Origin of the sequence: Synechococcus sp. W55.1 (assembly GCF_047461655.1) — a bacterium.
Taxonomy (GTDB): domain Bacteria; phylum Cyanobacteriota; class Cyanobacteriia; order Thermostichales; family Thermostichaceae; genus Thermostichus.
In genome coordinates this window covers 80,254-106,609 of record NZ_JANSHN010000004.1, presented here as the reverse complement: position 1 = coordinate 106,609, position 26,356 = coordinate 80,254, and the positions used below count along the sequence as shown (strand labels likewise).

Sequence of the window (26,356 nt, the reverse complement as noted above, 5' to 3'; positions counted from 1 at the left end):
CTAGGGGCAGTCCAGCCGGAAAGCGCGGTGAATAGCTTGCAAGGCCGGGATCCCTCGATCCCGGCGCACTACACAGCTCACCTTGATCTCCGAGGTGGCGATCATCTCGATGTTGATTCCCGCCTCGGCCAGAGCTGCAAACAGACGGGCAGCGACGCCGGGATAGGTTTCCATCTCAGCGCCGACAATGCTGACCTTGGCAATGTCGTGATCTGCGTCAACGCCTGCCGCCTGGAGTTCTTCGGCCACCTGCCGACAGACCGCCTCAGCAGCCATCGCTTGATCCTGAGGCACGGTGAAGGCAATGTCGGTGCTGGGGATCCCATTGTGGTAGCCCCGCTGGCTTTGGATGATGGTGTCCACGATGATCCCAGCAGCCGCCAAGCGCCCAAACAAATGGGCGGCAGTTCCCGGACGATCCGGCACTTTGCGAATGCCCAGCCGCGATTGCTTCAAATCCAAGGCAACACCGCGTACCGGGTGGCTGTCTTGAGGGGCAGGCGGCACCTTCGCCCGATGCAAGTGAGGGATCACCTGGAACGATTCTCCCAGAGCCAAGGCGGCATCCCCGGCCCGCTCCGCAGCCACCACACAGCTCACCTTGATCTCTGACATGGAGATCATCTGCAAGTTGATCCCGGCCTCGGCCAGCACCTGGAACATTTGCGCCGCAATTCCGGGTCGGCCCATCATCCCCACCCCGGCAATGCTGACTTTGGCCACCGCCTCATCCACAATCACCGCTGCACACTTCAGCTCTTGGCCAATCCGCCGGGCAACGGCTGCAGCCTCGGCCACCTGCGACCGGCTGACCGTGAAGGCAATGTCATTGGTGGGCTGGGGCAAGGGCTCCGTCCCGCTGGCGCAAGAGGCTGTGAACTGGAGGGACTGCAAAATCAAATCCACATTCACCCCTGCTGCCGCGATCCCCTGAAAGAGTTGGGCGGCAATGCCAGGCCGGTCGGGCACCCCCACCAACACCAACTTAGCCTGATCCCGATCCAGTTCCACCGTATCCACCGCCAGGCCCAGCTCAATGCTGCTGTCAGGGGAGCGAGAGCGAGCAGGAGGAGAGACGATCAAGGTGCCCTCGGATCCCGCCTGCAACGGCTCCAAGCTGGAGCGCACCCGCAGCTTCACACCGTAGTTGCGGGCAATCTCCACCGAGCGGGGATGCAGCACCTGCGCCCCCAGGCTGGCCAGCTCCAGCATTTCATCACTGGTGATCTCCGGCAGCAGCCTGGCCTCAGGCACCTTACGCGGATCCGTGGTGAAGATCCCCGGCACATCGGTGTAGATCTCGCACAGCTCTGCTCCCAAGGCCACTGCCAAGGCCACTGCCGTGGTGTCGGATCCCCCCCGACCTAGGGTGGTGATCTCCAGCTCCGCCAGGCTGGTAATCCCCTGGAACCCGGCCACCACCACCACCTCTCCCCGCTCCAGATGCTGCCACAGGCGGTCGGTGTGGATGTGCAAAATGCGGGCCCGGCTGTAATCCCGAGTGGTGACAATGCCCACCTGGGCTGCCGTCATGGAAAGGGCAGGACACCCCAGGCGTTGCAGCGCCAAAGCCACCAGGGCAATGCTCACCTGCTCACCGGTGGAAAGGAGCATATCCCATTCCCGCAACTGGGCCGGTGTGGTCGGGGATCCCTGCAATATCTGTTCCCCCAGATCCACAAGGCGATCGGTTTCATCCCCCATCGCCGAGACCACCACCACCACCCGATGTCCCCGCTCCACCGTGTGGGCCACCCGTTGGGCCACGGCTTGGATACGCTCGACAGAGCCGACAGAGGTACCGCCGTACTTTTGAACGATTAAGCTGCGTTCCATGAGAGAAGAACGAGGTCAGGGGCGGTTTGGATCCTACCCCGGATCTAGGCCAAGCCCAGCCCATTTTGCAAAAACGGCGGCACCGGCAGCAGGATCAGCACCAGCAGCGTGAGCATCCCCAGCCCCAGCAGATCTCGGGCCTCGTCCAGTTCCGTCACATCGTTGAGGGCCGGCTCGTCGGCACTGGAAATCACAAACAGCAGCAGCGCCCAGAGCAACAACCAGGGCTGCACCGTCAAGGCCAGCAGCAGCACCAACCAGCGGGCTACCCGGCCTACATTCGCTCCCATCTGCTGTCCATACACCGCGTGGACAATGTGCCCCCCATCCAGTTGGCCCACCGGCATCAGGTTAAACGCGATCACCACCAGCCCCAGCCAGCCGGCAAAGGCCAGCGGGTGCAGATCGATCACCTGCCCCGGCTGCAACTGATCCCCCAGCACCATGCGGGCCAGAATTGCCAGCAGCACCGACAGGCGCGGGTCAAGGCGATGAAAACTAATCGGGGTTGGCTGCCCCTCGGGCACCGCGGGAGGATCTACAGGCGCCGAAAACACCAGCCCCAGCAACAACATGCCCAAAGCAACAAGGCTCCCTGCCAGCGGCCCGGCGACGGCGATATCAAACAACACCTTGCGGTTGGGCACCGGCTCTTTCAACTGGATAAACGCCCCAAAGGTTCCCAGAACAAAAGGCACCGGAATGAAATAGGGCAGCGAGGTTTGGATGTGGTGGCGGCGGGCCACCCAGTAGCGAGTCCACTCATGGGATCCCAAAATGGCAAGGATCCCTAGAGCATAAGGCAACCCTTGCATCAGAGAGGGCAAATGCAGTAGCCGGTCAGGGCTGACCCCAGCCGCTTGGGCCCCAGCACTGAGGGTGGTCCAGAAGGTGAACAGCAATAACCCCAGAGCCAGCAGCGGGAACTCTCGACTGTCCGCCGGGGAGCGCCGCGCCGCCGGGTTGGGCACCAGGGCAAAAAAGGGCTTGCCGGCAAACCCCTCCTGCAGCACCACCAAAAAGCGTTTGCCGAAGGTGGTTTCCACATTCTGCTGCACCCGCTCATAGGCTTCACTGGGATCCGCCCGCAAGTTGCCCCGGCAGATGATCGCCTGGGGACGGTACTCCACGTTTTGCAAATAAAAGACGCTCCAGGGGAAGCAGTGGCTCAGCTTTTCCCGCGGCACTTCGGAGATGGGGGTGTGGGCAAGAGCCACCGAGACCGGATCTGCGGCGCTGTCTTCTTCCTCTTCCTCCGGCTCAGGTTCTGCAGCCGGCGAGGGATCCGCTTCTGGGGATGCGTTTTCCACTTCGGGCCGAGGGTCTACGGTTGGGGGTCGAATGCCCCCTCGTCTCACCAAGGTCATGCTGGTAAAGTAAGAGGTGAGAAACAGCAGCAGCATCAGCAAGGGGGGCACCTCGTACTGGAACACCTGACGCCCCAGCACCCAGACCAAAGGGGGCAGCATCATCACCAGCCACAGGATCCGCCACGGCACCTTTGAGAGGCGGGCCACACTTTTTTGCAGCAGCAGGTAGGTTGCAGAACCCACCAGCGCCAACAGGATCCAATCTGCCATGAGTTGCAAAAATAAACGAGGGAACGGAGGAGAACACCTCTACCAAGCTAGCGGCAAATCCAATCCCCTCGCTACGACTTGCAGCCGGGATCCCTCAAGAGCCCAATTGTTGCGTGGCCTGCTCAGAGGTGTCCACCGTATCTGCTGGATCCCCAATTTCCGGGCGAGCTTTTCGCTTTTCTTGCGGGCGGCGGGGCGAAAAAAGGAATCTCCTTGAGGCGTGCCTCTGCTTCCGGCGTCCACTGTACGGCTAACCCAGCAGCCATTCTGGCAAAAAGGTATTCCCTGTCATGCCTCGCAGGGTGAAATAAACAAACAGCAGCAACAGCAGGGATCCCAGCGTCACCATGGCCGCCGCTGTTGGACTTTTGCGATACAGGCTAACAAAAGGCTGGAGGCCGGCCCAGATCCCCCCCAGCAAAACGGTAATAAAGTAGGTGGGGTAACGGGAGACATTCTCCACAAATTGGTCTTCCAGTCTGCGGGGGGGCTGCGGCTGTGGCATGAGCAGCTCGGGCTCTAACTCCTTTCTCCTCAGTGTGCCATAGGTAGCTGTCAACCATCTGGAGGCTGGCCATCTTCAGGGAACTGGCGGCAACTCAAAAAGTGTAGTCATCTCAAACTAGATTGAGACACTCCCCAAACGCTCCGCGCCGCTGCCGCGACCCCCAGCTCATCTCTCTGGGAGAGGGGGGTTGGAGAGCAAGGCAACGGAAATGTTTTATTCCTATTCAAAATGACTATAAATCTCCTCCATTGGCGCTCTTTTGGCAGCCGAGCAACCTCGGCTCCCCAGCCGCTGTGGCACCAACCGACCGGTAAGCAGCCTCTCTGCCGCTTGGCTCACAGCCTCCGCGAGGGAGAAAGTCCATCGTCCCCTCATATCAAAAAGAACATCTACTTCACGAAGAGTGGTTGGAGCGAAGGGGAGACTGCGCAGATTCAGGAAACCGAGAACCTGATATGGTAGGCGTTATCCTGCCTGATCTGCTCTTTTGCTCAGTGCAGCCTCCCCTCTTCATAGACTGATGCGAGAATTGCCCTCTGATCCTTCCAATCGTGCCGGCGTACCCTTTGGGGATCAGACCCTGGCTCTGATGCGCGTCCAGGAGGCCCTGGATCAATTGGAGGCAGCCATTCTCAGTAGCCCTCGCCTGTTTTGGTCTCGCACCCTTATTGAAGAGGAAAAGATTCTGGAGCAGTTAGACTTTATCCGCCTGAACCTGCCGACAGCCCTGGAGGAAGCGGAGGAACTGCTGCGCCAGCGGGATCGGATCTTGGCAGAGGCCAATCGCTACGCCCAAGAAATTGTGGCCGCGGCCCAACGTAGGGCTGAGCAGCTCCTCAACGAATCGGCGATTCTGCGACAGGCCCAAGCTCAGGCGGAGCAGTTATTGCAACAAGCCTATCAACATAGTGAGGAGGTGCGGCGACAGACACTGCAGGAATCGGAGCGCCTGCAGCGGGAGGCCCACCGTTACGTGGATCAGGTGTTGCAAGACTTGGAGTTGCGGTTGGTGGAGTCCTTGCGGGTGATCCGCAACGGGCGGCAAAATCTGCAGACCTAACAGAGAAGAGTCAGACTGGGGCTTGAGCGCTGCCTTCAACCTGTGCCAGGAGCATTTTTATCCCGCGTTGTGCAAGTCTTTTGGAGCGGTGGGTTAGGGATCTCCTGAGCAGGCGAGGGACAGCTCCCCTCGCTAGACTTGAGCAGAAGACGTTCCCCAGCGGCCCTTGACATCCTCTCTGCCCATCATCCTTGGCGTATCAGGCGCTTCAGGGATGCTCTATGCTGTGCGCGCTCTGCATGTTCTGCTCAGCCTGGACTACCGCGTCGAAGTGGTGGCCTCCAAAGCGGCCTATCAGGTGTGGCAGGGAGAACAAGGGGTGCTGCTGCCGACAGACCCCCGCAAGCAGGCCCACTTTTGGCGACAGCAAGCCGAGAGCAGCGGTGGATCCCTAGTTTGTCATCGCTGGCAGGATGTGGGGGCAACCATTGCCAGTGGCTCCTATCGCACGCAGGGGATGTTGGTGATCCCGTGCAGCATGGGTACAGTTGCCAAGTTGGCTGCCGGCTTGAGCTCGGATCTGCTGGAGCGGGCTGCTGATGTGCAGCTCAAGGAGGGACGACGCTTGGTGGTGGTGCCGCGGGAAACCCCCTTTAGCCTGATCCACCTGCGCAACTTGACCACTCTGGCAGAAGCGGGGGCGCGCATTGTTCCGGCCATTCCAGCTTGGTACCACCAGCCGCGCACCATCTTAGACTTGGTGGATTTTGTGGTGGTGAAGGCGTTGGATCAGTTCGGTATTGATGGCGATCTCATTCGCCGCTGGCAGGGGATGCGCCAGCATCAGATCCTCAAGCTGCCCCCTGATCTCTGAGCGGGATCCCTTTTCCCGGTGGGAAGCTTGGATCTGGCTTGGGAGTACTTCAGTCTGGGGAGTGTCCCATGTTGATGCCCCTCACTCCCAGCCCCTCTCCCAAGGAGGAGGGAAGTTGGTCGTTGGTAACTTGCTGAACTAGCTGACTAGGGGATCCCGCCGAAGGTGGGTGGGCAAGTCAGGGCAGGTCTCCAGACTGGCCGCCCATTCGCCGATGAGGGTGTTGACCCAGTGGGGCAACTCGTCGTGGGCACAGTGGCCTACTCCCGGCAGCTTCACCAAGGCGAGGGCAGGTTGCCAGCGCTTAAATTGGTCTGCCAAAAAACTGGGCACTGCCGGATCTTCTTGGCCCCAGAGCAACAAGATGGGCGTTTTTAGGGTGGGCAGCAGGCGTTTGGGGCTGTCGAAGCGGCGGCAGAGAATGGCCCTCAGACCGTCCAAAAACACGTGGGCTGCCCCCGGCTCAAAGGCCGGCCTCTGGAAGATCTGCACCAGCTCGTCATCCACCTGCTCATCCCGCTTGTAGACATTCTTGATCCAAGCTCGTAGCACCTCGGTTTGTCGCAGCCAGTTGAAGAGGTGGGGATAAGTGAGGGGGCACCCCAGCAACGACAGAATCCCTTCGCAGAGGGCTCGCACCAGAGCATCCCAGGGAGAGGGCAATTCTTCCGGATGGGGCCCATCGGCGCAGCTAATCAAGCACAGGCCCTTCACCATCTGGGGATAGCGGGCGGCGGCAATGACTCCCACCAAGCCCCCGATGGAATGGCCTACCAGGATGCTGGGCTGCTGGATGTGAGTTTGCCAAAACTCGTACACCTGCTCCACCCACAGATCAACGCTGTAGGCGATCTCCGGCTTGGCACTCTTGCCAAATCCCAGCAAGTCGAGGGCATAGACGGAGCGCTGGGATCCCAGAGGGACGATGTTGTGGCGCCAATGGCCCACCGAAGCCCCAAATCCGTGGATTAAAAGGGCCGGAGCTGCCGTTAAGTTGACTACACCGGCAGGGGTTTGGGCACGACTGGGAGTGTAAGTGAAATGGATGGGCCAGCCCCGCCAATGCCAGGTTTGGGGGTAGCCGTAGCGAGGCAAAGCCGACAAGGGATCCCTGTCGCTGCCCGTTGGGGAAGGGGGGGGCGCATCAACAGAGGAGAAACCGGGAGCGCCAACGGAATTGGCGCCGACGGGAGCAGAAGGGGAAGGATGGGAGTCGAGTCCGTGCAAGGGAGAAGTGGGTGATAACAATAGGCTCATCTCCAATTTAGGCTAGACCAATCTTAGTGGTTTCCTCGGCTCATCATTTAATAGGACGTACTTTGCCACCGGTTCTTCTATATCTTCCAGGACATGCCAGCATGACTGTGTCCATAACCCCAGACCCAATGGATGAAGCCTTCGGGATAGACCCGATTACCGCTGCCAGCTTTCGCCAGATCGATCAGGAGATCGGCCCCCACCCCTGGCAAGGGATCCCTTATGAGGTGGTGCGCCGCGCCATTCATGCCACTGCCGACTTTGAGCTACGGGATCGCTTTTTCTTCGGCCCCAACGCCGTCGAACAAGCCCTGGCAGCCCTGCGGCAAAAGCGGCCTGTCGTTGTCGATGTCAGGATGGTGGCAGCCGGGATCCAGTCAGGTCTGAGAGCGCAAGGGATCCCGCTCCATTGCGCTTTGGACTGGGTGGAGGAGCCTCGTTGGCCCGGCCAAACCCGTGCCGCTAATGGGATGGTGAACTTAGCACGCCGCCATCCGGAAGCCCTGTTTGTCATCGGCAATGCCCCCACTGCACTGCTGGCTTTGGTGGAGGAGATTCGGGCGCAGCGGGTCAAGCCGGCCTTGGTGATCGGAGTGCCGGTGGGATTTGTGGCGGTGGAAGAGGCCAAGCAGGCGTTGGCGCAAACGGATGTTCCCCAGATTCGCGTGGAGGGCCGCAAAGGCGGATCCCCGGTAGCCGCTGCCGTTGTCAACGCCCTTCTCTTGGCAGCCCAACGGGATCTCATCCCCAACTGACTAGAATTGGGGGTAAGTCTTCAGGCCCGTTCCATGACTCCAGAACAAGAGGAGTGGCTGATCCGCAACCTTCAGCAACAACAAGAACAAATCCAAGAAATGCGAGCCAGCAGCAACGATCTGCCGAGCGCTTTGAGGCGCAGATGGCCGAGATGAGGGCTGAACGCCAAGCCGCGGAGGCTCAATTTCAAATCGAGATCCAAGAAATCAGGGCGTTCATTCAACACAACCAGGAGCGGATTCGACAGAACGAAGATCGGGGAGATGAGCTGGAGGTGGCCATACAGGAGTGCCGCCGGGATATGCAGGCCGGGTTTGCAGAACTGAGGGAAGCGCAAGCCATGATGATGGAGCAATTTCGGGAGCGGGATGGCCGCCTAATCGAGGCTCAACTCAGCTTTATTCGCGAGATGCGAGAAATGCAACGGGAAGTGGCGGAGCTGCGACTGGATTTTCTCAATCACATGTGCCAGTACCACCCGCCTGTCGAACGTTAAATGGCTATAAATGGCTACAGCAGCATCTGGCCGGTCACCGCAGCTTGCGGTCGTAGGAGTAGCGGGGGATGGCTCTGTGGCTTCCTGGGGGATCCCCCCCCTTTCCCAAGCCAAAGTCTTGGCAGGAGCCCCTCATCTGCTCCGGCACTTTGCCGATCATCCGGCCCGCAAGATCCCGCTCACCGGGCCAGTGGAAAGTTGGATCCCACTTTTGCAGCAGGAGATGGCTCAGGGATCCCTGGTCTTGTTGGCCAGTGGGGATCCGTTTTTCTTCGGGATTGGGCGCCTGCTGACGGAATATTTCCCGGCGGAGCAACTGGCTTTTTACCCCCAAGTCAGCTCAGTACAGTTGGCCCTGAACCACTTGCAGATTCCCTGGCAGGAGGCAACCATTCTCAGCCTGCATGGCCGAGGGGTGGAACGGCTACAGGACGCTCTCAAACAGGGATCCCCCCTCATCGTGGCCCTGACCGATCCGGAGCACACGCCGACGGTCTTGGCCCGCTTCATCTCCGACCTGCGGCTGCCGGTGCGCTACCAAGCCTGGGTATGTAGCCAACTGGGATCCCCTCAAGAGCAGATCGTGCCCCTCCAGGAAGGTCAGAATTCATCCTTCTCCAACCCCAACGTGGTGGTGCTGCGACGGGTAGAACCGGAGCCAGATCCCCATCGCTGGCCTTTGGTAGGGATCCCGGACGACCAGTTCTACACCTTTCCCGACCAGCCCGGCTTGATCACCAAGCAGCCCATCCGCCTGCTCACCTTGGGATCCCTGCAGCTCCCCCAGGAGGGCGTGGTGTGGGACATCGGTGCCGGCACCGGCTCGGTGGCCATCGAAATAGCCCGTCTTTCCCCCCAACTTCAGGTGTACGCCGTTGAGCGGAATGCCGCCGGCATCTGCCTGATTCGGCGCAACCGGCAACGCTTTGGACTGGAGAACCTGCAGGTGATCCCGGGGGCAGCCCCCCAAGTGTTGGCCGACCTGCCAGATCCGGATCGGGTGGTGCTGGGCGGTGGCGGCAAAGGGATCCGCAATCTGCTGCCGGTGGTGGAAGCCCGCCTGCGGCCTGGAGGGATCTTGGTGGCCAACTTCGCTACCCTAGAAACCTGCAGCGAGGCCCTGCAATGGCTGCGTTCGCGCGGCTGGCAAGTCCGAGTGGATCACGTTCAGATCTCTCGCTCTGCCGTCCTGGCCGAGGGTACCCGCTTTGCCCCCCTGAACCCGGTTTACCTGCTGCAGGGGATCCCTTCAAACTCGGAATCACAGTGAACTTACTGAACTGATCGCCCCTCTCTTTTGGGGAGAGGAGCTAGGGGTGAGGGATGAAGTCACCCCTCGTCCTCCTCATCGGCGGTGAACCCCGGTCGGTACAGGTAGGGAGAGGAGGGACGGTTGGTCTTCTTGATTTGGTCTTTGATGGATTCCAGGTCGATGTAGCGATCCGCCAAGTTGATCAGTTGATCGCTGGTCATGGAACGCAGGCTAACCACCTCCACTCGCGCCCCTTGGTAGCTGACGGCATTGACCGCGTAGGCCAAGTCCCCATCACCGCTCACCAGCACAGCCGTCTCATACCAGCGCACCAGCGACAGCATATCCACGGCAATTTCCACATCCAGGTTGGCTCTCTTGGATCCATCGGGCAACTGGGTTAGCTCTTTGGTAACCACGCGGTAGCCATTGCGGCGCATCCAGAGCAAAAACCCCTGCTGCTTTTCGTTGTTGCGATCGACGCCGGTGTAGAAAAAAGAGCGCAAAAGGGGCGACCGACCACTCAGCGTCTTCAGCAGGCGGGTGTAGTCGATCTCAATGCCCAGTTGCAGAGCGGCATAGAACAGATTGGATCCGTCGATGAATATGGCCACACGCCCACGGTTGTCCTGCAAGGGATCCGCAGGCTGAAAGCCGGGATCAGGATCAAGACGCAGCATTCGGGTTTTCTTCTCCAAGTTTTGACAAAAGGGCAGAAAAAAGAGGTGTTAAATGGGTTTAATCGCCAATACAGCTCTTTCCGGCAGCACTGACTACAGCTAATGCAGACGCCTCTCTTGTGCGATAGGGATCTTACTGCTTCCCAGAGTGATCTGCAGAATTCCCATGAAGTCGGAAAAAGCCGTAAAAGGCTGCCCCAAGCCCTGGGACACATGATTCACCCTAGCGCAGGAGAGACGATCCCCGGAGAAGATTTCCAAAATCCTAAAGAAAAATACCTACGAAAGGAGAGGCTTTGGGGATGGAGTGCGGGGATGGGCCGGTACCTTACCGCTTTTCGAGCCCCTTGCACAGAGGGGTGCTGCGCAGCCGCTACAAGCGGTTTTTGGCCGATGTGGAGCTGGAAAACGGGCAACAGATAATCGCTCATTGCCCCAACACGGGGCCGATGAGTGGGGTCTGTCAGGTGGGGGCACCTGTGTACCTCTCCCATCACCCGGAGCCAAAACGGAAACTGGCCTACACCTGGGAAATGATCCAGGTGGATGGGGTATGGGTGGGGATCAACACCAGCTTGCCCAATCGCCTGGTGGACTGGGGGCTGGAGCGAGGGTGGTTTCCTCAATTGGCAGGGTTTTCTCGCCGGCAACGGGAGGTGACCTGCGGCAGGAGCAAAATCGACTTTCTGCTGACAGGAGACTCTGGCTCGGCCTATTTGGAGGTGAAGAATACCACCTGGGCTGTGGGATCCCGCGCGCTGTTTCCCGATACGGTGACCACTCGCGGCCAAAAACACCTGGAAGATTTGATCGCGGTGCGCCAACAGGGTCAGCGTGCCCTGCTGATGTACTGGATCAATCGCGCCGATTGCACCGAGTTTGCCCCCGGCGAAGAACGGGATCCCCGCTATGCCCGTCTGTTTCGTGAGGCCCTGCAGGTCGGGGTAGAGATGTTGCCCTATCGGGTCGAGGTTTCGCCGGCAGGGATCCGCCCCTTGGGTTTGGCCAAAATCGTTGTCTAGGCACCCCAAAAGAAGGGTCAGGCTCTCTGGAAACGGCTGGGGATGGCCTATAATACTGCTTTCTCCAGATTCTTAGTTTTCCAAGCACTTGAGGACCATGAGCAAACCTTCCTCCCGTCCTCATCACATTGTCCTGACTTCCCATCCCTCCCCTCATGGGACGCAAGCCCAGCCGATCCGCTGGGGAGCCTTGGATCCGCTGCGGCGGGGGCCGGTGGTGGGTAGCCTAACCAATCTTGCCCATCGCAATGTCATCGGCACCCATGCGGGAGCCTACGCTGTTTACCGGGCATTGGCTGTAGCCAGTGGCTCTCTGCAGGCGGATCACCGCGCCGATTTAACCAATACTGCCCCGGTGGTGTCGATTGGCCCTCACCCAAGCTGGGGAGATCCAGACCGGATTGTGTCTTTGGATCCCTGGGGAGCAGTTGTGGGGGAAGTCTTTGCTCCCCTCTATGCCCAGGGCTACGATATTCGCCCTACTATTGCCATTACTCAGGCCCACATCCACATGCCAGAACTGCAGGAGGCGGTCAACAAAGGGCGGTTGCGGGTGGATGGCCGGATCCTCAAAGACAACGGCAGCCTGGTGGTCACCAAAGCCGCAATCGAGCCGGTCTGGTACCTGCCGGGGATCGCCAAACGATTGCAGGTGAGCGAAAGCCTGCTGCGCCGCACCCTCTTCGAGCAGACGGGAGGCATGTTTCCAGAATTGGTGACTCGCCCAGACCTATCGGTGTTTTTGCCGCCCATCGGTGGCCAGACGGTGTACATCATCGGGCAAGTGGCCGCCATCACCGACCCGGCTTTGCCCCTGGCGGTGCGGGTTCACGACGAATGCAATGGTTCCGATGTGTTTGGCTCGGATATTTGCACCTGCCGCCCCTACCTGGTGCATGGCATTGAGGAATGCGTTAAGACGGCCCAGGCCGGTGGAGCTGGGGTGATCGTGTACCTGCGCAAAGAAGGCCGCGCCTTGGGGGAGGTGACCAAATTTTTGGTCTACAACGCCCGCAAGCGCCAGGAAGGAGGGGATCGGGCTGATGCCTACTTCGCCCGTACCGAGTGTGTGGCAGGGGTGCAAGACATCCGGTTTCAGGAGTTGATGCCGGATGTGCTCCATTGGCTGGGCATAACCCGAATCGATCGCCTGATTTCCATGAGCGACCTCAAGTATCGAGCCATCACCAACTCCGGCATTGAGGTTCTGCAGCGGGTGCCCATCCCAGAAGAGCTGATCCCGGCAGATGCCCGTGTGGAGATCGAGGCCAAAAAAGCTGCCGGCTACTACACCGAGGGGGAGGTGCTGGATGCGGAGCGGCTGGCCCAAATCCGAGGAAGAGCCTTGGTGGAGTGAGCGGGATCCCTCATGCAAGTGGCTACCTGGAATGTCAACTCCATTCGCACCCGGCTGCCTCAGGTTTTGGCTTGGCTGGACAGCCAGGGATCCCTGGATGTGCTCTGCCTGCAGGAGACTAAGGTGGTGGATGAAGACTTTCCCCGGGCGGCCTTTCAGGAGCGGGGCTTTCATGTGGAGGTCTACGGGCAAAAGTCGTACAACGGTGTGGCTCTGATCAGCCGGGATCCCCCGGAAAAAGTAGAACGGGGGTTTGGTGCGCTGCTGCCTTCGGCGGCAGATTTGGACGAGCAAAAGCGGCTGATGAGCGCCATCTACCGCGGGATCCGTATTCTCAACCTTTATGTGCCCAACGGTTCTGAGGTGGGATCGGAAAAATACGCCTATAAATTGCGCTGGCTAGCCACACTGAAGGATTACCTCGCCGTTGCCCTGAGCCAAGGGGATCCCATCCTGCTCTGCGGGGACTTTAACATTGCCCTGGAAGATCGGGATATTTATGATCCCCAAAAAGCGGGAGAAATCATGGCTTCCGAACCGGAGCGACAAGCCCTGCGGGAGATCCTGGCTTTAGGGTTTGAAGATGCGTTTCGCAGGTTCACCCCAGATCCCGGCCATTTTAGCTGGTGGGACTATCGCTCGGGGGGGTTTCAAAGGAATCGCGGCTGGCGCATTGATCATCATTATCTGTCTCGTGAGCTACAGGAGAAAGCCACCGCTTGCTGGATCGATGTTGAGCCACGGCGGGCCGAAAAACCCAGCGATCATGCCCCTGTCATTGTTGCCCTGGATATTTAAGCGCCTTGTTATAGTCATTTCAAGCTAGGTTGAGACACTCCCCAAACGCTCCCTGCCACTGCCTTCACCCCTTCTCTCAGAGGAAGAGGGGAGCCAGGCGGAAATGTTTCATTCCTGTTTAAATGACCATAACAGCTCATACCAACCAGCCATCCAATTAAAATGGAGCAGCCTCTTCGAGAATTTTCAGCAGGTGTTGCCGCTGTTCTGAGCTGAGGACCTGTCGCATTTCCAGAACTGCCTCAAAACGTTTGGCATTTACTTCTTGGCTTAGCTGTTGTACCCGCTGAAATTGAGCTGCCACTTCTGACTCAGGGGCATCGCCGACCAGCAACTCCCGCAATCGACCGCGGGCTGCCCTCAACTCCAAAATGCGCTCCAACAACTCTTCCTGTTTGCGGTGGCGGATCTGCTGCAATTGCCGCAACTGCTCGTCGGAGAGGTTCAGCTCCCGCAAATTGCGAGCAAAGGGGCGGCGCAAATCCATCATTCGCAGGGGGCGGGGTTGGCCCATCACCGGTTCACCCAGGGATCCCAGGTAGAGTGGCAAAATGGGGATCCAAATCCAAGCATTTCTCATGGTTCTTTGCAGGCTTTTTCTAAGAATCTGACCAAGAATCTGACCAAGGTCTCAGAAGTCTCAGCGGTGTAATGGTCAATGAAGGGGGATATTCGTGAGGCTGATGGATTTAGGATCCCTCTGGATCGCGTTCTATCCACCAAGTTTCGGTTTCTGTTCCCTCTGGGCTCAGCAAGCTTCCCCAAGTGCTCACCAAAAAACTTTCTAGGGCTTCGGTCTCCTGGGCCACCACCTGTACCTGCCAGCGCTGATAGCCAATCCAGCCCAGCAAAGCGCCCGCCAAAAGGGAGATGCCAACCCAACGCCAAGGGTGCTTGAGCCGGCCATGAAGTGGATGAGTCGCCACAACTTGAAGGATCTGCTCCTCCAGCCCAGAGGCCGCAGGGGGAGGGAGGGGGCGATATTGACGCAAAAAGTGGCGCAGCCGCTCGTCTGCTAGGGGGTTGGGGTGCTCACTCATGGGGTAATGCCCTCCTGAAGTAGGTGTTGACGGATGGTGGCACGGGCGTGAAACAGCCGGGACTTCACCGTTCCCACCGGGATCCTTAAAATCTCGGCAATCTCTTTCTGGGGCAGGTCTTCCAAGTCGTGCAGAATCAGAACCATTCTGTGTTCAGGGCTAAGCTGAGCCATGCTTTGCTGTAGAGCCTGTTGGTAGTGCAAGTGCATCAGGTCGGGGCCAGGGTGAGCGATATCCGATCCGAGGGCCAGGTTTTGGGTTTGGGAGTGTTGCCGGGCGCAGCGCCGCCGCTGATCTGAGGCCACATTCCAACAGATGCGATACAGCCAAGTGGAAAACTGGGCCGAGCCGCGAAACCGAGGTAACCCTTTCCAGGCGCGAATAAACACTTCCTGAACCAGGTCATCCAAAAGATCGGCTCCACACAAGGGATAGAGGATATTCCGTACCGACTGCTGGTATTTGCGGTAGAGTTGGCGAAAGCTCTGGCTGTCGCCGTTGAGGCAGCGCTGGATCAGCTCCCAATCGGATGTATCCTTTGCCGCCTGCACGAGAGGACGCTCCCTTGTTCTCAACCTTGCTTTGTCTGACTCCCAATGCCCCCAAAAGGTTCAAAGGATCCCTGTCTACGATGGCCCTCCACTTCCCGCCAAGATACCGGCATCTTCTGATTGCCGTTTTCCCTCGAAGGATGCTCGCCAGCAGGTATTCCTCTTGCCTATTCGCACTTTCTCAATCCCAACTCTATTGGATTCTATCGGATCATCGACCTACAATTCCAATAACACCAAAAAAGGGAATGAAAAGCTAATCTTCATAGCTGCCTGGCCATGACCAAAACAACTCAAATAACCGATAAACCCGATCTGTTTGGATTCCTCTATCGTCACCCGACGCTCACCCTTGCCATTCTGTTGGGGCCACCTCTCATTTGGTTGCTGGTCTTTTACTTGGGGCCGCTGCTGGCGCTGCTGCTGCAAAGTTTTTATCATCTGGATCCCTTTACCGGCCTGATCCTGAGAAAGTTTACTTTGGCCACCTATCGAGAGCTGCTCACTCCGGCCAATGTGGATATCTTTGTCCGCAGCTTGACTATGGCTTTGGCAGTCACTTTGGCTGCCATTGTGTTGGCTTTTCCTCTGGCTTATACCATGGTCAGACTGGCCTCTCCTCGCTGGAAGGGCTTTTTGTATTTGTTGGTGCTCCTACCGCTTTGGTCTAGTTATTTGATTCGGGTTTATGCCTGGAAGTTGATCCTGGCTAAAGAAGGGATCCTTACCTATCTACTCACCCATGTGGGCCTACAGGGCTGGGTGGAAAAGATTTTGCAGTTGCCCGGGATCGGTGGGCCATCGCTGGCTGTATCCAACTTGGGTATTTTCTTGGTGTTTCTCTATGTTTGGCTGCCCTATATGATTCTGCCGATCCAGGCGGCTTTGGAGCGAGTGCCTGATAGCTTAATTGAGGCTTCTGCAGATTTGGGAGCTCAGGGTTGGCAAACATTCCGCCATGTTATTCTCCCCCTCGCGTTGCCAGGGATCCTGGCCGGGTCGGTCTTTACCTTTTCCTTAACATTGGGAGATTTTGTGGTGCCTTATTCTCTGGGCAATTCCAGCTATTTCATCGGGCAGGCAGTTCTCGCCTTTCAGGGCACCTCTGGCAACATTCCCTTGGCGGCAGCCTTCACGGTTGTGCCGATGGGGATCATGACCGTCTATCTGCTAGTGGCCAAGCGGCTGGGGGCTTTTGAATCGGTGAGCTGACCCGATCAAGGATTTTTCCAACACATGAGGAGCCAACTGAGCTAGGCTGGTAACTGTTAACGAATGTATCGGGCTGTCCCTATGGTGCTCTTTGGCTTTGGCAAACTTGGCAAGAAACTGTCCCTGCCCAAACCGGAAGAAGCCTTGCCGGGCCGGGCCGAGCCGATGGTGATCGTGAATCGGCATTTTGTCAACGGCAATCCGCTGCAGCCGCCTTTTCCCGAGGGCATGGAGCTGGCCATGTTCGGCATGGGCTGCTTCTGGGGGGCAGAGCGCAAGTTTTGGCAGGTGCCAGGGGTGTTCAGCACAGCGGTGGGCTACGCTGGCGGGTTTACCCCCAACCCCACCTATGAAGAGGTCTGTACTGGCCTGACTGGCCACAACGAGGTGGTGCGGGTGGTTTACGACCCAGCTCAGGTCAGCTATGCCCAACTGCTGAAGGTGTTTTGGGAAAATCACGACCCTACCCAGGGGATGCGCCAAGGCAATGATGTGGGCACCCAATACCGCTCCGGCATCTATGTGTATTCTCCGGCGCAGCGGGAGCTGGCGGAAAAAACCCGCGATCTCTATCAGCAGGCCCTGACCGCCCACGGCTACGGCCAGATCACCACCGAGATCTTAGACGCGCCTGAGTTTTACTACGCCGAAGACTACCACCAGCAATATCTGGCCAAGAATCCGCGCGGCTACTGCGGCCTGGGGGGCACTAAGGTTTGTCTGCCAGAGATCCTCACCGAGCCCGTCTGATCCACACCCTGACGGATCAAAAGATCCGGCGGGAATGGGATCCCCGCTCAAGGAACTCCCTAGCCACTAGGGTTACCACCGCCAGCAAGGAGAGCACCACCGCCGCCGCATAGGCTGAGCCGGTGGCATAACTGCGGTAGGCATCTTCCACGAACAGGGGCAAGGTCTGGGTGCGGCCAATGATGTTGCCGGAAACCACAGCCACAGCGCCGAACTCCCCCATGGCGCGGGCATTGGTCAAGATGACGCCGTACAGAAGGCCCCAGCGGATGTTGGGCAGGGTGATTCTCCAGAAGATCTGCCAGGGGGTCGCCCCCAGCGTTTTGGCGGCTTCTTCCTGGTCGGTGCCTGCCTCCTCCAACACCGGCAACACTTCCCGCGCCACAAAAGGAAGGGTGATGAAAGCCGTTGCCAACACAATGCCCGGAAATGCAAAGATAACCCGCAAGTTCCAGGATCCCAGCCAACCCTGACGCCCGAAGATGAGCACCAGCATTAGGCCAGCCACCACCGGGGAAATGGAAAAGGGCAGATCGATCAGGCTCAGCAGCAGCGCCCGCCCCGGAAAACGCCGATGAGCAATGGCCAAGGCAGCACAGAGGCCGAAAAAGGTATTGAGGGGCACAACGACCAGGGCGGTTAGCACCGTCAATCGCAGGGCACTGAGCAACTCCCGCTCTGTCAGGCGATGGAGAAAGGCTGGGATCCCTTCTCGAAACGCCTGATAGAAGATGTTCACCACCGGGATCCCGAGCAGCAGCGCGATGTAAAGCCCGACGATCCCGATCAACAGGCCCGACAGCCATGTTGAGGGCTTCGGTTTGACACCTGCTACCTCGTCAGGTTTCATGGCGACTTCCCCAGGCTTGCAGAAGGTTAATTACCACCAGCGACAGGAAAGAGATCCCCAACATCACCGTTCCGATCACGGTTGCCCCAGCATAGTCGTGTTGTTCCAGCCGCTGAATCACCAGCACCGCCGCAATCAAGTCCCGAAAGGGAATGCTGGAAGCGATGATCACCACAGAGCCGTATTCCCCCACGGCGCGGGAAAACCCTAGGGCTACCCCGGTGAGCACCGCCGGCAGGATCTGGGGCAGCACCACGCGCCGGAAGGTCTGAAAGCGGGAAGCCCCCAAACTCCAGGCTGCCTCTTCCACATCTTTCTCCAGCTCCTGCAACACCGGCTGCACCGTCCGCACCACAAAAGGAAAAGAAATAAACAGCATCGCCACCCCCACCCCCAAGCGGGTAAAGGAGATGCGGATCCCCAAGGGGGCCAAAAGGGATCCCACCCAGCCGTTGCTGCTGTAAACCGTCGCCAAGGTGAGGCCGGCTACCGCAGTCGGCAGAGCAAAGGGCAGATCGATCAACCCCTCTAGGAGCTTTTTGCCGGGGAAGGCGTAGCGCACCAACACCCAAGCGGTCAAAGTGCCCATCACGCCGTTGATCAGGGCCGCCAGCAACGCGGTTACAAAAGTAACTTCATAGGCGGAGAGAGCCACGGGATCCGTCGCGATCCGCCAAAACTCTGCCCAGCCCACAGTGCTGGACTTGGCGATCAAGGCAGCCAGCGGCAGAACCAACATCAAGAAGAGATAGCCCAGGGTCAGCCGCCACGGCCAAGACAGTTGAGACAAAGCCTGCAGCAACGCTTCTCAAGCTCCCACCGGCATTGCGGTCATTTCGGTTTTTTTGTCGTTTTTTTTGACGGGAAAGGCTTTCACCACCTTGGGGCGCACATAGACCTGCTGCCCCACCTGCAGGGGTTGGTTGGCATATTGCTCGCGGCTGAGATGGGCCCACAGGGATCCGCCATCGCTAAGAATCAGCTCCGCCTGAATCTCCCGACCCAGGTGGATGATCTCCTTAACGCGGGCAGAAACACCACTGCTGCCGGGGTTGACCTCAATCTGCACATCGTGGGGGCGCAAAAAAAGCTGATGCGGGCCGGCCTGCACCTCGGGAAGCTGGCAAGAGAGTTGGGAGCGGGGAGAAAGCTCGTTGACCGGGCCGACAAAGCTCATCACAAAGGGTGTAGCTGGATGGTCATAGATTTCTGCCGGGGATCCCACCTGTTCGATCCGCCCCTGGTTCATCACCACGATCTGATCCGCCACCTCCATGGCTTCCTCTTGATCATGGGTTACAAATACCGTTGTCACATGCACCTCATCGTGCAGGCGCCGCAACCACTTGCGCAGCTCTTTGCGGACTTTGGCATCCAGGGCCCCAAAGGGCTCATCCAACAGCAACACCTGCGGCTCCACCGCCAAAGCGCGGGCTAGGGCCACCCGCTGCCGCTGCCCCCCCGAGAGTTGAGAGGGGTAGCGATCCCCGAACCCCGATAGCTGCACCAGCTCCAGCAGCTCATCCACCCGTGCCCGAATCTCGGCCCGTGAAGCCTTGCGGATCTCCAAGCCAAAGGCGATGTTCTGCCGCACCGTCATGTGCTTGAACAGGGCGTAGTGCTGAAAAACAAAACCAATGTTGCGCTCCTGGACGCTGGCATGGGTAGCATCCCGCCCGGTGAGGAAAATCCGCCCCGTATCCGGCTTTTCTAGGCCGGCAATCAGGCGCAGCAGGGTGGATTTGCCAGAACCCGATGGCCCCAAGAGGGCAACCAGGGATCCCGTGGGAATGGTGAGATCGGTGGGGTGAAGGGCCTGAAACTGCCCAAAACGCTTCGATACCCCTTCGATGGTGATACCCATAGGTTCTGCCTAGCTAGTGGTTTGCCTGAGAAGTTGCTGGATCGGTTGCCGGCTGAGTCTTCTTGAGAGGGTGAGGGCAGTTAAACTCGCGGCTAATCTACGGTAAACCTGTCAACAAACCGTTGATACAGCTCCCAGGATAACTTGAACGGGGATCCAAAACAAGGGAGACTCCCTACCCAAATCCGTTGGAGTGCTTCGCGTGTAGCAGGGGTGGTGCGTCAATCGGCAGAGCCAGGGATCCCTGCCCATTCCGGCTGAACGGGCCGCTGCCAGCGTTCCCACCACGCCGAGGAAGATTCTGCCGGGCTGCTGTCATGGCTACTGTTGGCAGGGCTTTCTGGGGATAGGGGTTGGGCCTGCTGCGTTAGCCAACTGAGGGGGGCAGGGATCAGGCAACTGGGGTGGAGAGGGCGCAGATCGCGGTAGTGGCTGCTGCGAATGGCCAGGATCTCCTGCTGAATGATGTCTGGGGGTTCTCCCAATTCCAGCAACACATGGCTGCACAGACCCAAGCTGGCCTCGAATTCGGGATGGACAACTTCTCTGGCCCCCAACTGATAGAGCTGTTCGATGTCTTCCTTGTCGGTAGCTCGCACCACCACATCCAATTGCGGCGCCAACTCCAGAGCTCGTTTCAGGCAGAGGCGGATGCTCATGCGATCCGGCAGAGCAATAACCAGGGCGCGGGCCTGGGGCAGGCAAGCTTTCTCCAGCACCAAGGCGCTGGCGGCATTCCCATACAAGTAAGGGATCCCACGGGAACGCAGGTGTTGGATCACCCGTTCTGATTGATCAATGACCAAGAGGGGGTGACGACGGGCTTCGAGAATGCGCACAATGTCTTGCCCCACCTGCCCATAGCCGCACACCACCACGTGCCCCTGTTGAGGAGCATCGGGGGCCAAAGCGCGGGGCCGCTCGCCCGATTCCAACCAGCGGGCCAAGAAGGGGATCCCGTGTAGCCCGGAAAACAGTCGAGGAGCGCCCCTCAGCAGAAAGGGGGTGAGCAGAAGGGTAACGGCTGTAGTGCTGACAATCAACAAATAGATCTGTCGCGACACCAACCCCAACGCCTGCCCCTCGCTGGCCAGCACAAAGGAAAATTCGCCGATTTGCGATAAGCCCAGCCCCACCACCACCGCTGCCGGCAGAGCGTAGCCAAACAGCCGCGCCAAGGGAGCCACGATGCAAAACTTGCCCACCATCACCAGCCCCACCAGCCCCAGGATCAGCAACAGATGGCCGAGGATAAAGCTGGGATCGATGAGCATGCCGATGGCCGCAAAAAAGAGAGCGGCAAACACATCCCGCAAAGGCTCCACATAGTCCAGGGTTTGGTCGGCGTACTCCACCTCCGAGATCATCAGACCGGCAATGAAAGCCCCAATCTCGCTGGAAATGCCCAGCCGCTCCGTCAACAGGGCAATCCCCACGCAGAGGCTGATCACCCCCAGCAGAAACACCTCTTTGCTCTCCTGCTGAGCCAGCAGACGCAGGAAACCGGGAACCAGCCAAATCCCGCCTACCACCGCCCCCAGCCCCACCAAGCCGATTTCTGCCAAGGCCCTGGCCAGGGATCCCGCCAGCTCCGGCAAGGGACAATCCAAAGCCGGCAACACCGCCAGCATCAGCCCCACCGCCAAGTCCTGCACAATCAGGATCCCCAACATGGCTTGGGCTTGGGGAGTGTCCATCTGGTTGGTCTCGGTGAGGCTTTTGAGCACCACCGCCGTGGAAGACAAGGAGAGTACGGCCCCTAAAAAGATCCCTTGCACCGGCGTCAACCAGCCGCTGACCACTGCCAGCACCGCCGTGATCAAAATCGTCAGGCTGATTTGCAAAATGCCGCCGCCAATGGCGATCCCCCGCACTTTGCGCAATTCTTTCAGGGAAAACTCCACCCCCAAGGTGAACAGCAAAAAGGTCACCCCAAATTGAGCCAGGGTTTCCACCTGAACCAACTCTTTGATCCACCCCAGCCCGGTGGGCCCCACTAAGATCCCGGCTAATAAGTAGCCCAGCAACACCGGCTGCCTCAGCAGTGAGGCCAAAAATCCACCCGCTGCCGCTGCCGCCAATACCGTCACAATGTCCAAAATCAGACGAAAGTCTTCCTGCACAGGGCACTCACCGAGGAATGTGAACTTTTGTAGCCAATCCTGAGGATTCTTCCACGATAATGCTTCCTCTGGCATCTCGGACAGAGCGAAGAACTCGGCTTCAAGCTCTGCACCCTGCTGCCCCCGAGGATCCCGGCTGGCCCAGCCCGGATTCAGATCCAGCCTGGATTCAGAGGAAGCTGGACGGAAACTCAGTGGAAATTTTTGTTAAAAGTTGCTGACAACACCCCAAAACCGTAGCTTATAATACAGAATGTAGATAGAAATCGTTCATCCTCTCGCGTGCTGGGCGGCTCATCATGGGTAGAGCGACATCGCAGCCAGAGGACGGAAGTAGGGAGAGATCCCGAAGGAACGCGCCTCAACTCTTCTGGTAACCGTGGGGCTTCTCTTGGGAGAAGGCGAACGGATGAAAACTCAACTCATTTGGAGGCGAAGATCATGGAACTCTTTTACCGTGGCGTCGATTACACCCCCTCTTCTGCAACAGCGGCGGTTTCTCCCGGCAAAGTGGGGGGTCGTTACCGGGGGCTGGACTGGCGGTTCCGCCATCTGACCAAGCCGGTGGTTTTGCCCACCAACCTTGACCTGCTCTATCGAGGTGTGGCTTATCATCCCAAGGCGGTCGAAGGATCGGCTCAACCCGTTCAGACGGCAGAGGCATCTGCCCCGGTGGCTGCTGCTGGCCGTTCTCACCTCTTGGACGACCTGTCTCGCCGCTTGATGATGAGCCATCAACGTTTGATTCGGATTCGTCAGCAATCCATGCTGATCCGCGGTACAGAGCAGATTGGCCTGCATGTCAACGTGCGCAACTTCTGGAACCGCATCCAAGGAAAAGTGCATCCCACCTTCCGGCTCAACTACGACCGTAGCCGTGTTAGCATGAGCTAATCTGTCTGTAACTGTTGATGCTCTGGCCTGAGCTCAGCGAGAAGGGATCCCGGCTGGGGATCCCCTTTTGGTTTCTGGGTTGAGCTTCCTCAGGTCGATGGACGGCACAGGACGCTTCAACGCTGGCACGAGGTGCTGTTGACCAAAAGTAGCTAAGTTGCCCAAGGGATCCACAATTGAGGGGTGCTATTTCCTCGGAAAAAAACGGGATCCCATCAGGGATCCCGCTGCAGAATCGGCCACACCGCTTAGGCGTCGAAGTAAAGGGCGAACTCGTAGGGGTGAGGCCGCAGATTGATGGGGTTGATCTCGTTGTCGATCTTGTACTCGATATAGGTCTGGATCAGATCCTCAGTAAAGACACCGCCCTCTAGCAAGAAGGCATGATCCTTCTGCAGGTTTTCCAGGGCATCCAGCAGGGATCCAGGCGTGGAAGGGATCTTGGCCAGCTCTTCCGGCTCCAGATCGTAGATATCTTTGTCCAGAGGCTCGCCGGGGTGGATCTTATTCTTGATCCCGTCCAGACCTGCCATCAACATGGCCGAGAAGGCGATGTAGGGATTGCAGGTGGCATCCGGGCAGCGGAACTCCAGACGCTTGGCTTTGGGATTGTTGCCGGTCACGGGAATGCGAATGGCGGCGGAACGGTTGCCCTGGGAGTAAGCCAGGTTCACCGGCGCCTCAAAACCGGGCACCAAGCGCTTGTAGGAGTTGGTGGTGGGGTTGGTGAAGGCCAGGATCGCCGGGGCATGCTTGAGCAGACCACCGATGTAGTAGAGAGCCGTCTCGCTCAGGTTGGCATAGGTGCCTTCGCTATAGAACAAAGGCTGGCCATCCTTCCAGAGGGACTGGTGGGTGTGCATGCCGGTGCCGTTGTCGTTAAACAGGGGCTTGGGCATGAAGGTGACGGTTTTGCCGTGCTTGCGGGCCACATTCCGGATCACGTATTTGTAAACCATCATGTAGTCGGCAGCCGTGATCAGATCGGCGAAGCGATAGCCCAGCTCCCCTTGCCCGCCGGTAGCCACCTCGTGGTGATGCTTCTCGATAGGCACCCCCAGCTTGCCCATGGTCAGCAGCATCTCGGTACGGATGTTTTGATGGGCATCGGTGGGCGGGGCCGGGAAATAGCCCTCTTTGTAGCGAGGCTTGTAGCCCAGGTTGCCGCCTTTCTCCTCGCGGCCCGAGTTCCAGCGACCTTCGATGGAATCCACGAAGTAGTAGGCCGAGTTTTGGGTTTGGTCGAAACGAACATCCTCAAAGATGAAAAACTCTGCCTCCGGCCCGAAGTAGGCGGTATCGGCAATGCCCGTCGATTGCAGATAGGCAACGGCACGGGCGGCAAGGCTGCGGGGACAACGGCTATAAGGCTGGCCGGTGCGCGGCTCAACAATGCTGCAAGTTATGCTGAGGGTGGGCACCTCCAGAAAGGGATCAATCCAAGCCGTCTTGGGATCCGGCACCATGTACATGTCAGACTCGTTGATCGCTTTCCAGCCCCGGATGCTGGATCCGTCAAAGGGGAGCCCCTCGGTGAAGGTTTCTTCTTTAATCATCGAGGTGTGGAAGGAAACATGCTGCCAGGTGCCAAAGATATCCACAAACTTGAGATCCACCATCTGGACGTTGTTGTCCTGGATCATCTGAAGCACTTCTTGGGGCGTGGATGCCATTACTCTCTCCTGATTGGGTTGCGGTTAAGACTGGGGGAACTGTGGCTGAATAAATGGGATCCCAGCAGGTGATCCCCACGCTTCGACCCAGACAGGCCAAAAACGCTCACTCATCCTAGAAAGGCCAACACGGGCATTTTGTAGTTTCTGATACAAAATTGCTTCGAGCCTGGCCTTCTGACCCACTTGCTGGCTATCTCGGACACCGCTTTTTCGCTCATCGGAGTCGCTCCCCTTTCCCTGTTGGTTTTGGTCAATCCAGATGGGGTGTTGGGGATCCAGAACTTGAGCAATGGCCGCCACCCTGCCAACCTCTGGGCAGAAATAACCGGATGGGGCGGGCAAAACCCTGCCCCGGTTGCCTGAGGCGAGCGAAAATTAGGATCAGCAGGCCCCCAGCTCGCCCGGTTTGCCAAAGGGTGTTAAGCTAAAGCGTAGTCGTTATGAGTTTGACTTTTAGTCCTGTTGCAGAAGGAGAGACATCGGATGGCAGAGCAAAATCGGATTGAGAATGTGGTGATCATCGGCTCCGGCCCTGCCGGGTTTACAGCAGCCATTTACGCTGGGCGTGCCAACCTGAAGCCGGTCGTGTTCGAGGGGTTCCAGGCGGGCGGGATCCCTGGCGGGCAACTGATGACCACCACCGAGGTGGAAAACTTTCCGGGCTTTCCCGAAGGCATCACCGGCCCCCAACTGATGAAGAACATGCGAGCCCAAGCGCAGCGGTGGGGGGCGGAACTCTACACTGAAGATGTCACCTTCGTCGATTTAAGCCAGCGGCCTTTTGTCGTCCGTTCTGACGAGCGGGAATTGCGCACCCACAGCCTGATCATCGCCACCGGGGCCACAGCCAAGCGCCTACACCTGCCCGGAGAGGAGACCTATTGGAACCGGGGCATGTCGGCCTGTGCGATCTGCGATGGGGCTATGCCTATGTTCAGAGGGGTGGAACTGGTGGTCATTGGCGGCGGCGATACTGCTTGTGAGGAAGCCACCTACCTGACCAAGTTTGGATCCCATGTGCATATGCTGGTGCGGAGTGACAAAATGCGGGCCAGCAAAGCCATGCAAGATCGTGTCCTCAACAATCCCAAGATTACCGTGCACTGGCACAGCGAAGCGGTGGAAGTGGTGGGGGATGGTCTGCGTCTGACCGGGGTGAAAGTGCGCCACAACCAAACCGGCGAAATCCGCGAGATGCCGGTAGGTGGCCTATTTTATGCCATTGGCCATAAGCCCAACACAGACCTATTTAAAGGGCAACTGGAACTGGATGAAATCGGCTACATCGTCACCCGACCGGGCTCCGTGGCCACTAGTGTGGAAGGGGTCTTTGCCGCTGGAGATGTGCAGGATCACGAGTTTCGTCAGGCCATCACCGCCGCCGGTACCGGCTGTATGGCAGCGATGTTGGCGGAGCGTTGGCTCTCCGAACACGGCTTGGCCCAAGAGTACCATGTCCTTGCCCAGAGTCCTCCTGAACCCAGCCCTGCCGCTGCTTCTGAGGCAGAGTCTGCTGGGGATCCTGCTGTTGAGGAGGCCAGCTTTGAGGAGAATGGACAGGATGACTTAGACTTCAGCAAAACTTGCCATGAAGGGAGCTATGCTCTGCGGCGGCTTTATCACGAAAGCGACCGCCTGCTCATGGTCAAGTACACTGCCCCCACCTGTGGCCCCTGTCATGCCCTCAAGCCGATCTTGAACAAAATCATCGACGAGTTCTCGGACAAGCTGCACGTGGTGGAGATCGACATCGAGAAAGATCCGGAGATTGCAGAGGCAGGGGGGGTGACGGGCACCCCAACGGTGCAGTTTTTCAAAGACAAGGCCCTGGTGGCCCAGTTGGTCGGCGTTAAGCCCAAATCCCAATATCGAGAGGTGATCCAGGCAAATTTGTGTTAGGACATTTTCCCCGTCCTCTTCAACCCCTGGCTTTAAGGGGTGGTCGTGGGTTATGCCTTGGTTTGAGCTATTCCCTCGCCG

At 58.5% G+C, this 26,356-nt stretch carries 26 protein-coding genes and 1 riboswitch; of the genes, 13 read left to right on the top strand and 13 right to left on the bottom strand.

Annotated elements, in window-relative coordinates; genetic code table 11:
* The 3 genes from NW816_RS03445 to NW816_RS03435 all read right to left on the bottom strand — a co-directional run bounded on the left by NW816_RS03445 (position 1) and on the right by NW816_RS03435 (position 3,921).
* Positions 1-1,836 carry an aspartate kinase gene (locus NW816_RS03445; protein WP_414408242.1) on the bottom strand — a complete coding sequence of 612 codons (1,836 nt, stop codon included), beginning with the start codon at positions 1,834-1,836 and terminating at the stop codon, positions 1-3.
* Positions 1,837-1,880: 44 nt separating this feature from the next.
* The gene (locus NW816_RS03440) at positions 1,881-3,416 is read right to left on the bottom strand and encodes a site-2 protease family protein (RefSeq protein ID WP_414408241.1); all 1,536 of its coding nucleotides are present in this window, start codon (positions 3,414-3,416) and stop codon (positions 1,881-1,883) included.
* A 250-nt stretch (positions 3,417-3,666) separates the two neighbouring features.
* Complete coding sequence (locus tag NW816_RS03435; protein WP_414356569.1) at positions 3,667-3,921, bottom strand: DUF751 family protein; 255 nt, start codon at positions 3,919-3,921, stop codon at positions 3,667-3,669.
* Positions 3,922-4,453: 532 nt separating this feature from the next.
* Between NW816_RS03435 and NW816_RS03430 the strand changes: the two genes are divergently transcribed.
* Positions 4,454-4,984: a hypothetical protein gene (locus NW816_RS03430; protein ID WP_238376845.1), complete on the top strand. Its 531-nt coding sequence runs from the start codon at positions 4,454-4,456 to the stop codon at positions 4,982-4,984.
* A gap of 166 nt (positions 4,985-5,150) precedes the next feature.
* Positions 5,151-5,798: a flavin prenyltransferase UbiX gene (locus tag NW816_RS03425; RefSeq protein WP_011431889.1), complete on the top strand. Its 648-nt coding sequence runs from the start codon at positions 5,151-5,153 to the stop codon at positions 5,796-5,798.
* A 138-nt stretch (positions 5,799-5,936) separates the two neighbouring features.
* On the opposite strand, the gene NW816_RS03420 is transcribed toward NW816_RS03425, so the two are convergent.
* Positions 5,937-7,055, bottom strand: coding sequence for an alpha/beta fold hydrolase (locus NW816_RS03420; RefSeq protein WP_414408240.1), 1,119 nt, complete (start codon positions 7,053-7,055; stop codon positions 5,937-5,939).
* A 101-nt stretch (positions 7,056-7,156) separates the two neighbouring features.
* On the opposite strand from NW816_RS03420, the gene NW816_RS03415 reads away from it, so the two are divergent.
* The 3 genes from NW816_RS03415 (at position 7,157) to cbiE (ending at position 9,577) form a co-directional block, all read left to right on the top strand.
* On the top strand, positions 7,157-7,810 hold the full coding sequence (locus NW816_RS03415; protein WP_414375151.1) for a cobalt-precorrin-8X methylmutase: 654 nt from the start codon (positions 7,157-7,159) through the stop codon (positions 7,808-7,810).
* Positions 7,811-7,953: 143 nt separating this feature from the next.
* Positions 7,954-8,307, top strand: coding sequence for a hypothetical protein (locus NW816_RS03410; protein ID WP_414408239.1), 354 nt, complete (start codon positions 7,954-7,956; stop codon positions 8,305-8,307).
* Between the two features lie 10 nt (positions 8,308-8,317).
* Positions 8,318-9,577: a precorrin-6y C5,15-methyltransferase (decarboxylating) subunit CbiE gene (gene cbiE / locus NW816_RS03405; protein WP_414408238.1), complete on the top strand. Its 1,260-nt coding sequence runs from the start codon at positions 8,318-8,320 to the stop codon at positions 9,575-9,577.
* Positions 9,578-9,636: 59 nt separating this feature from the next.
* On the opposite strand, the gene NW816_RS03400 is transcribed toward cbiE, so the two are convergent.
* The gene (locus NW816_RS03400) at positions 9,637-10,239 is read right to left on the bottom strand and encodes an NYN domain-containing protein (protein WP_414351935.1); all 603 of its coding nucleotides are present in this window, start codon (positions 10,237-10,239) and stop codon (positions 9,637-9,639) included.
* Positions 10,240-10,541: 302 nt separating this feature from the next.
* Here NW816_RS03400 and sfsA point away from each other — a divergent pair, with 302 nt between their 5' ends.
* The 3 genes from sfsA to xth all read left to right on the top strand — a co-directional run bounded on the left by sfsA (position 10,542) and on the right by xth (position 13,416).
* A complete protein-coding gene (gene sfsA, locus NW816_RS03395) occupies positions 10,542-11,261 on the top strand; it encodes a DNA/RNA nuclease SfsA (protein WP_414332164.1) in 720 nt (239 codons plus the stop codon).
* A 97-nt stretch (positions 11,262-11,358) separates the two neighbouring features.
* Positions 11,359-12,618 carry a GTP cyclohydrolase II gene (locus NW816_RS03390; protein WP_414408237.1) on the top strand — a complete coding sequence of 420 codons (1,260 nt, stop codon included), beginning with the start codon at positions 11,359-11,361 and terminating at the stop codon, positions 12,616-12,618.
* Between the two features lie 12 nt (positions 12,619-12,630).
* Positions 12,631-13,416: an exodeoxyribonuclease III gene (gene xth, locus NW816_RS03385; protein WP_414408236.1), complete on the top strand. Its 786-nt coding sequence runs from the start codon at positions 12,631-12,633 to the stop codon at positions 13,414-13,416.
* 157 nt (positions 13,417-13,573) lie between these two features.
* Here xth and NW816_RS03380 read toward each other — a convergent pair whose 3' ends face one another.
* From NW816_RS03380 to NW816_RS03370, 3 genes are all read right to left on the bottom strand, one after another.
* Positions 13,574-13,996 (bottom strand): Spy/CpxP family protein refolding chaperone, encoded by a 423-nt coding sequence (locus NW816_RS03380; RefSeq protein WP_414343944.1) that lies wholly within the window; start codon positions 13,994-13,996, stop codon positions 13,574-13,576.
* Between the two features lie 109 nt (positions 13,997-14,105).
* On the bottom strand, positions 14,106-14,456 hold the full coding sequence (locus NW816_RS03375) for a hypothetical protein (RefSeq protein WP_414343942.1): 351 nt from the start codon (positions 14,454-14,456) through the stop codon (positions 14,106-14,108).
* Positions 14,453-15,007: a sigma-70 family RNA polymerase sigma factor gene (locus tag NW816_RS03370; RefSeq protein WP_414408235.1), complete on the bottom strand. Its 555-nt coding sequence runs from the start codon at positions 15,005-15,007 to the stop codon at positions 14,453-14,455. Before NW816_RS03370 ends, NW816_RS03375 begins: the two co-directional genes overlap by 4 nt.
* 279 nt (positions 15,008-15,286) lie before the next feature.
* On the opposite strand from NW816_RS03370, the gene NW816_RS03365 reads away from it, so the two are divergent.
* Together NW816_RS03365 and msrA are read left to right on the top strand one after the other, a co-directional pair.
* A complete protein-coding gene (locus tag NW816_RS03365) occupies positions 15,287-16,219 on the top strand; it encodes an ABC transporter permease (protein ID WP_414408234.1) in 933 nt (310 codons plus the stop codon).
* A gap of 81 nt (positions 16,220-16,300) precedes the next feature.
* Entirely contained in the window at positions 16,301-16,969 is a 669-nt protein-coding gene (msrA, locus tag NW816_RS03360) for a peptide-methionine (S)-S-oxide reductase MsrA (protein WP_414343958.1), read from the top strand.
* A gap of 16 nt (positions 16,970-16,985) precedes the next feature.
* On the opposite strand, the gene cysW is transcribed toward msrA, so the two are convergent.
* The 4 genes from cysW to NW816_RS03340 all read right to left on the bottom strand — a co-directional run bounded on the left by cysW (position 16,986) and on the right by NW816_RS03340 (position 21,806).
* On the bottom strand, positions 16,986-17,819 hold the full coding sequence (gene cysW / locus NW816_RS03355; protein WP_414350068.1) for a sulfate ABC transporter permease subunit CysW: 834 nt from the start codon (positions 17,817-17,819) through the stop codon (positions 16,986-16,988).
* Entirely contained in the window at positions 17,809-18,621 is an 813-nt protein-coding gene (cysT, locus tag NW816_RS03350; protein ID WP_414408233.1) for a sulfate ABC transporter permease subunit CysT, read from the bottom strand. Before cysT ends, cysW begins: the two co-directional genes overlap by 11 nt.
* A gap of 6 nt (positions 18,622-18,627) precedes the next feature.
* Positions 18,628-19,683 (bottom strand): sulfate/molybdate ABC transporter ATP-binding protein, encoded by a 1,056-nt coding sequence (locus NW816_RS03345; protein ID WP_414408232.1) that lies wholly within the window; start codon positions 19,681-19,683, stop codon positions 18,628-18,630.
* A 221-nt stretch (positions 19,684-19,904) separates the two neighbouring features.
* Positions 19,905-21,806 (bottom strand): cation:proton antiporter, encoded by a 1,902-nt coding sequence (locus NW816_RS03340; protein ID WP_414408231.1) that lies wholly within the window; start codon positions 21,804-21,806, stop codon positions 19,905-19,907.
* 265 nt (positions 21,807-22,071) lie between these two features.
* Positions 22,072-22,167, top strand: a riboswitch (Glutamine riboswitch).
* An 80-nt stretch (positions 22,168-22,247) separates the two neighbouring features.
* Between NW816_RS03340 and NW816_RS03335 the strand changes: the two genes are divergently transcribed.
* On the top strand, positions 22,248-22,700 hold the full coding sequence (locus NW816_RS03335; protein WP_414356533.1) for a DUF4278 domain-containing protein: 453 nt from the start codon (positions 22,248-22,250) through the stop codon (positions 22,698-22,700).
* Between the two features lie 248 nt (positions 22,701-22,948).
* Here NW816_RS03335 and glnA read toward each other — a convergent pair whose 3' ends face one another.
* Positions 22,949-24,373, bottom strand: a complete 1,425-nt coding sequence (gene glnA / locus NW816_RS03330; protein WP_414408230.1) for a type I glutamate--ammonia ligase — start codon at positions 24,371-24,373, stop codon at positions 22,949-22,951.
* A 186-nt stretch (positions 24,374-24,559) separates the two neighbouring features.
* Between glnA and NW816_RS03325 the strand changes: the two genes are divergently transcribed.
* Both NW816_RS03325 and trxB read left to right on the top strand, forming a co-directional pair.
* A complete protein-coding gene (locus NW816_RS03325; RefSeq protein ID WP_414356529.1) occupies positions 24,560-24,739 on the top strand; it encodes a hypothetical protein in 180 nt (59 codons plus the stop codon).
* 120 nt (positions 24,740-24,859) lie between these two features.
* A complete protein-coding gene (gene trxB / locus NW816_RS03320) occupies positions 24,860-26,275 on the top strand; it encodes a thioredoxin-disulfide reductase (protein ID WP_414408229.1) in 1,416 nt (471 codons plus the stop codon).
* Positions 26,276-26,356 lie beyond the last annotated feature (81 nt).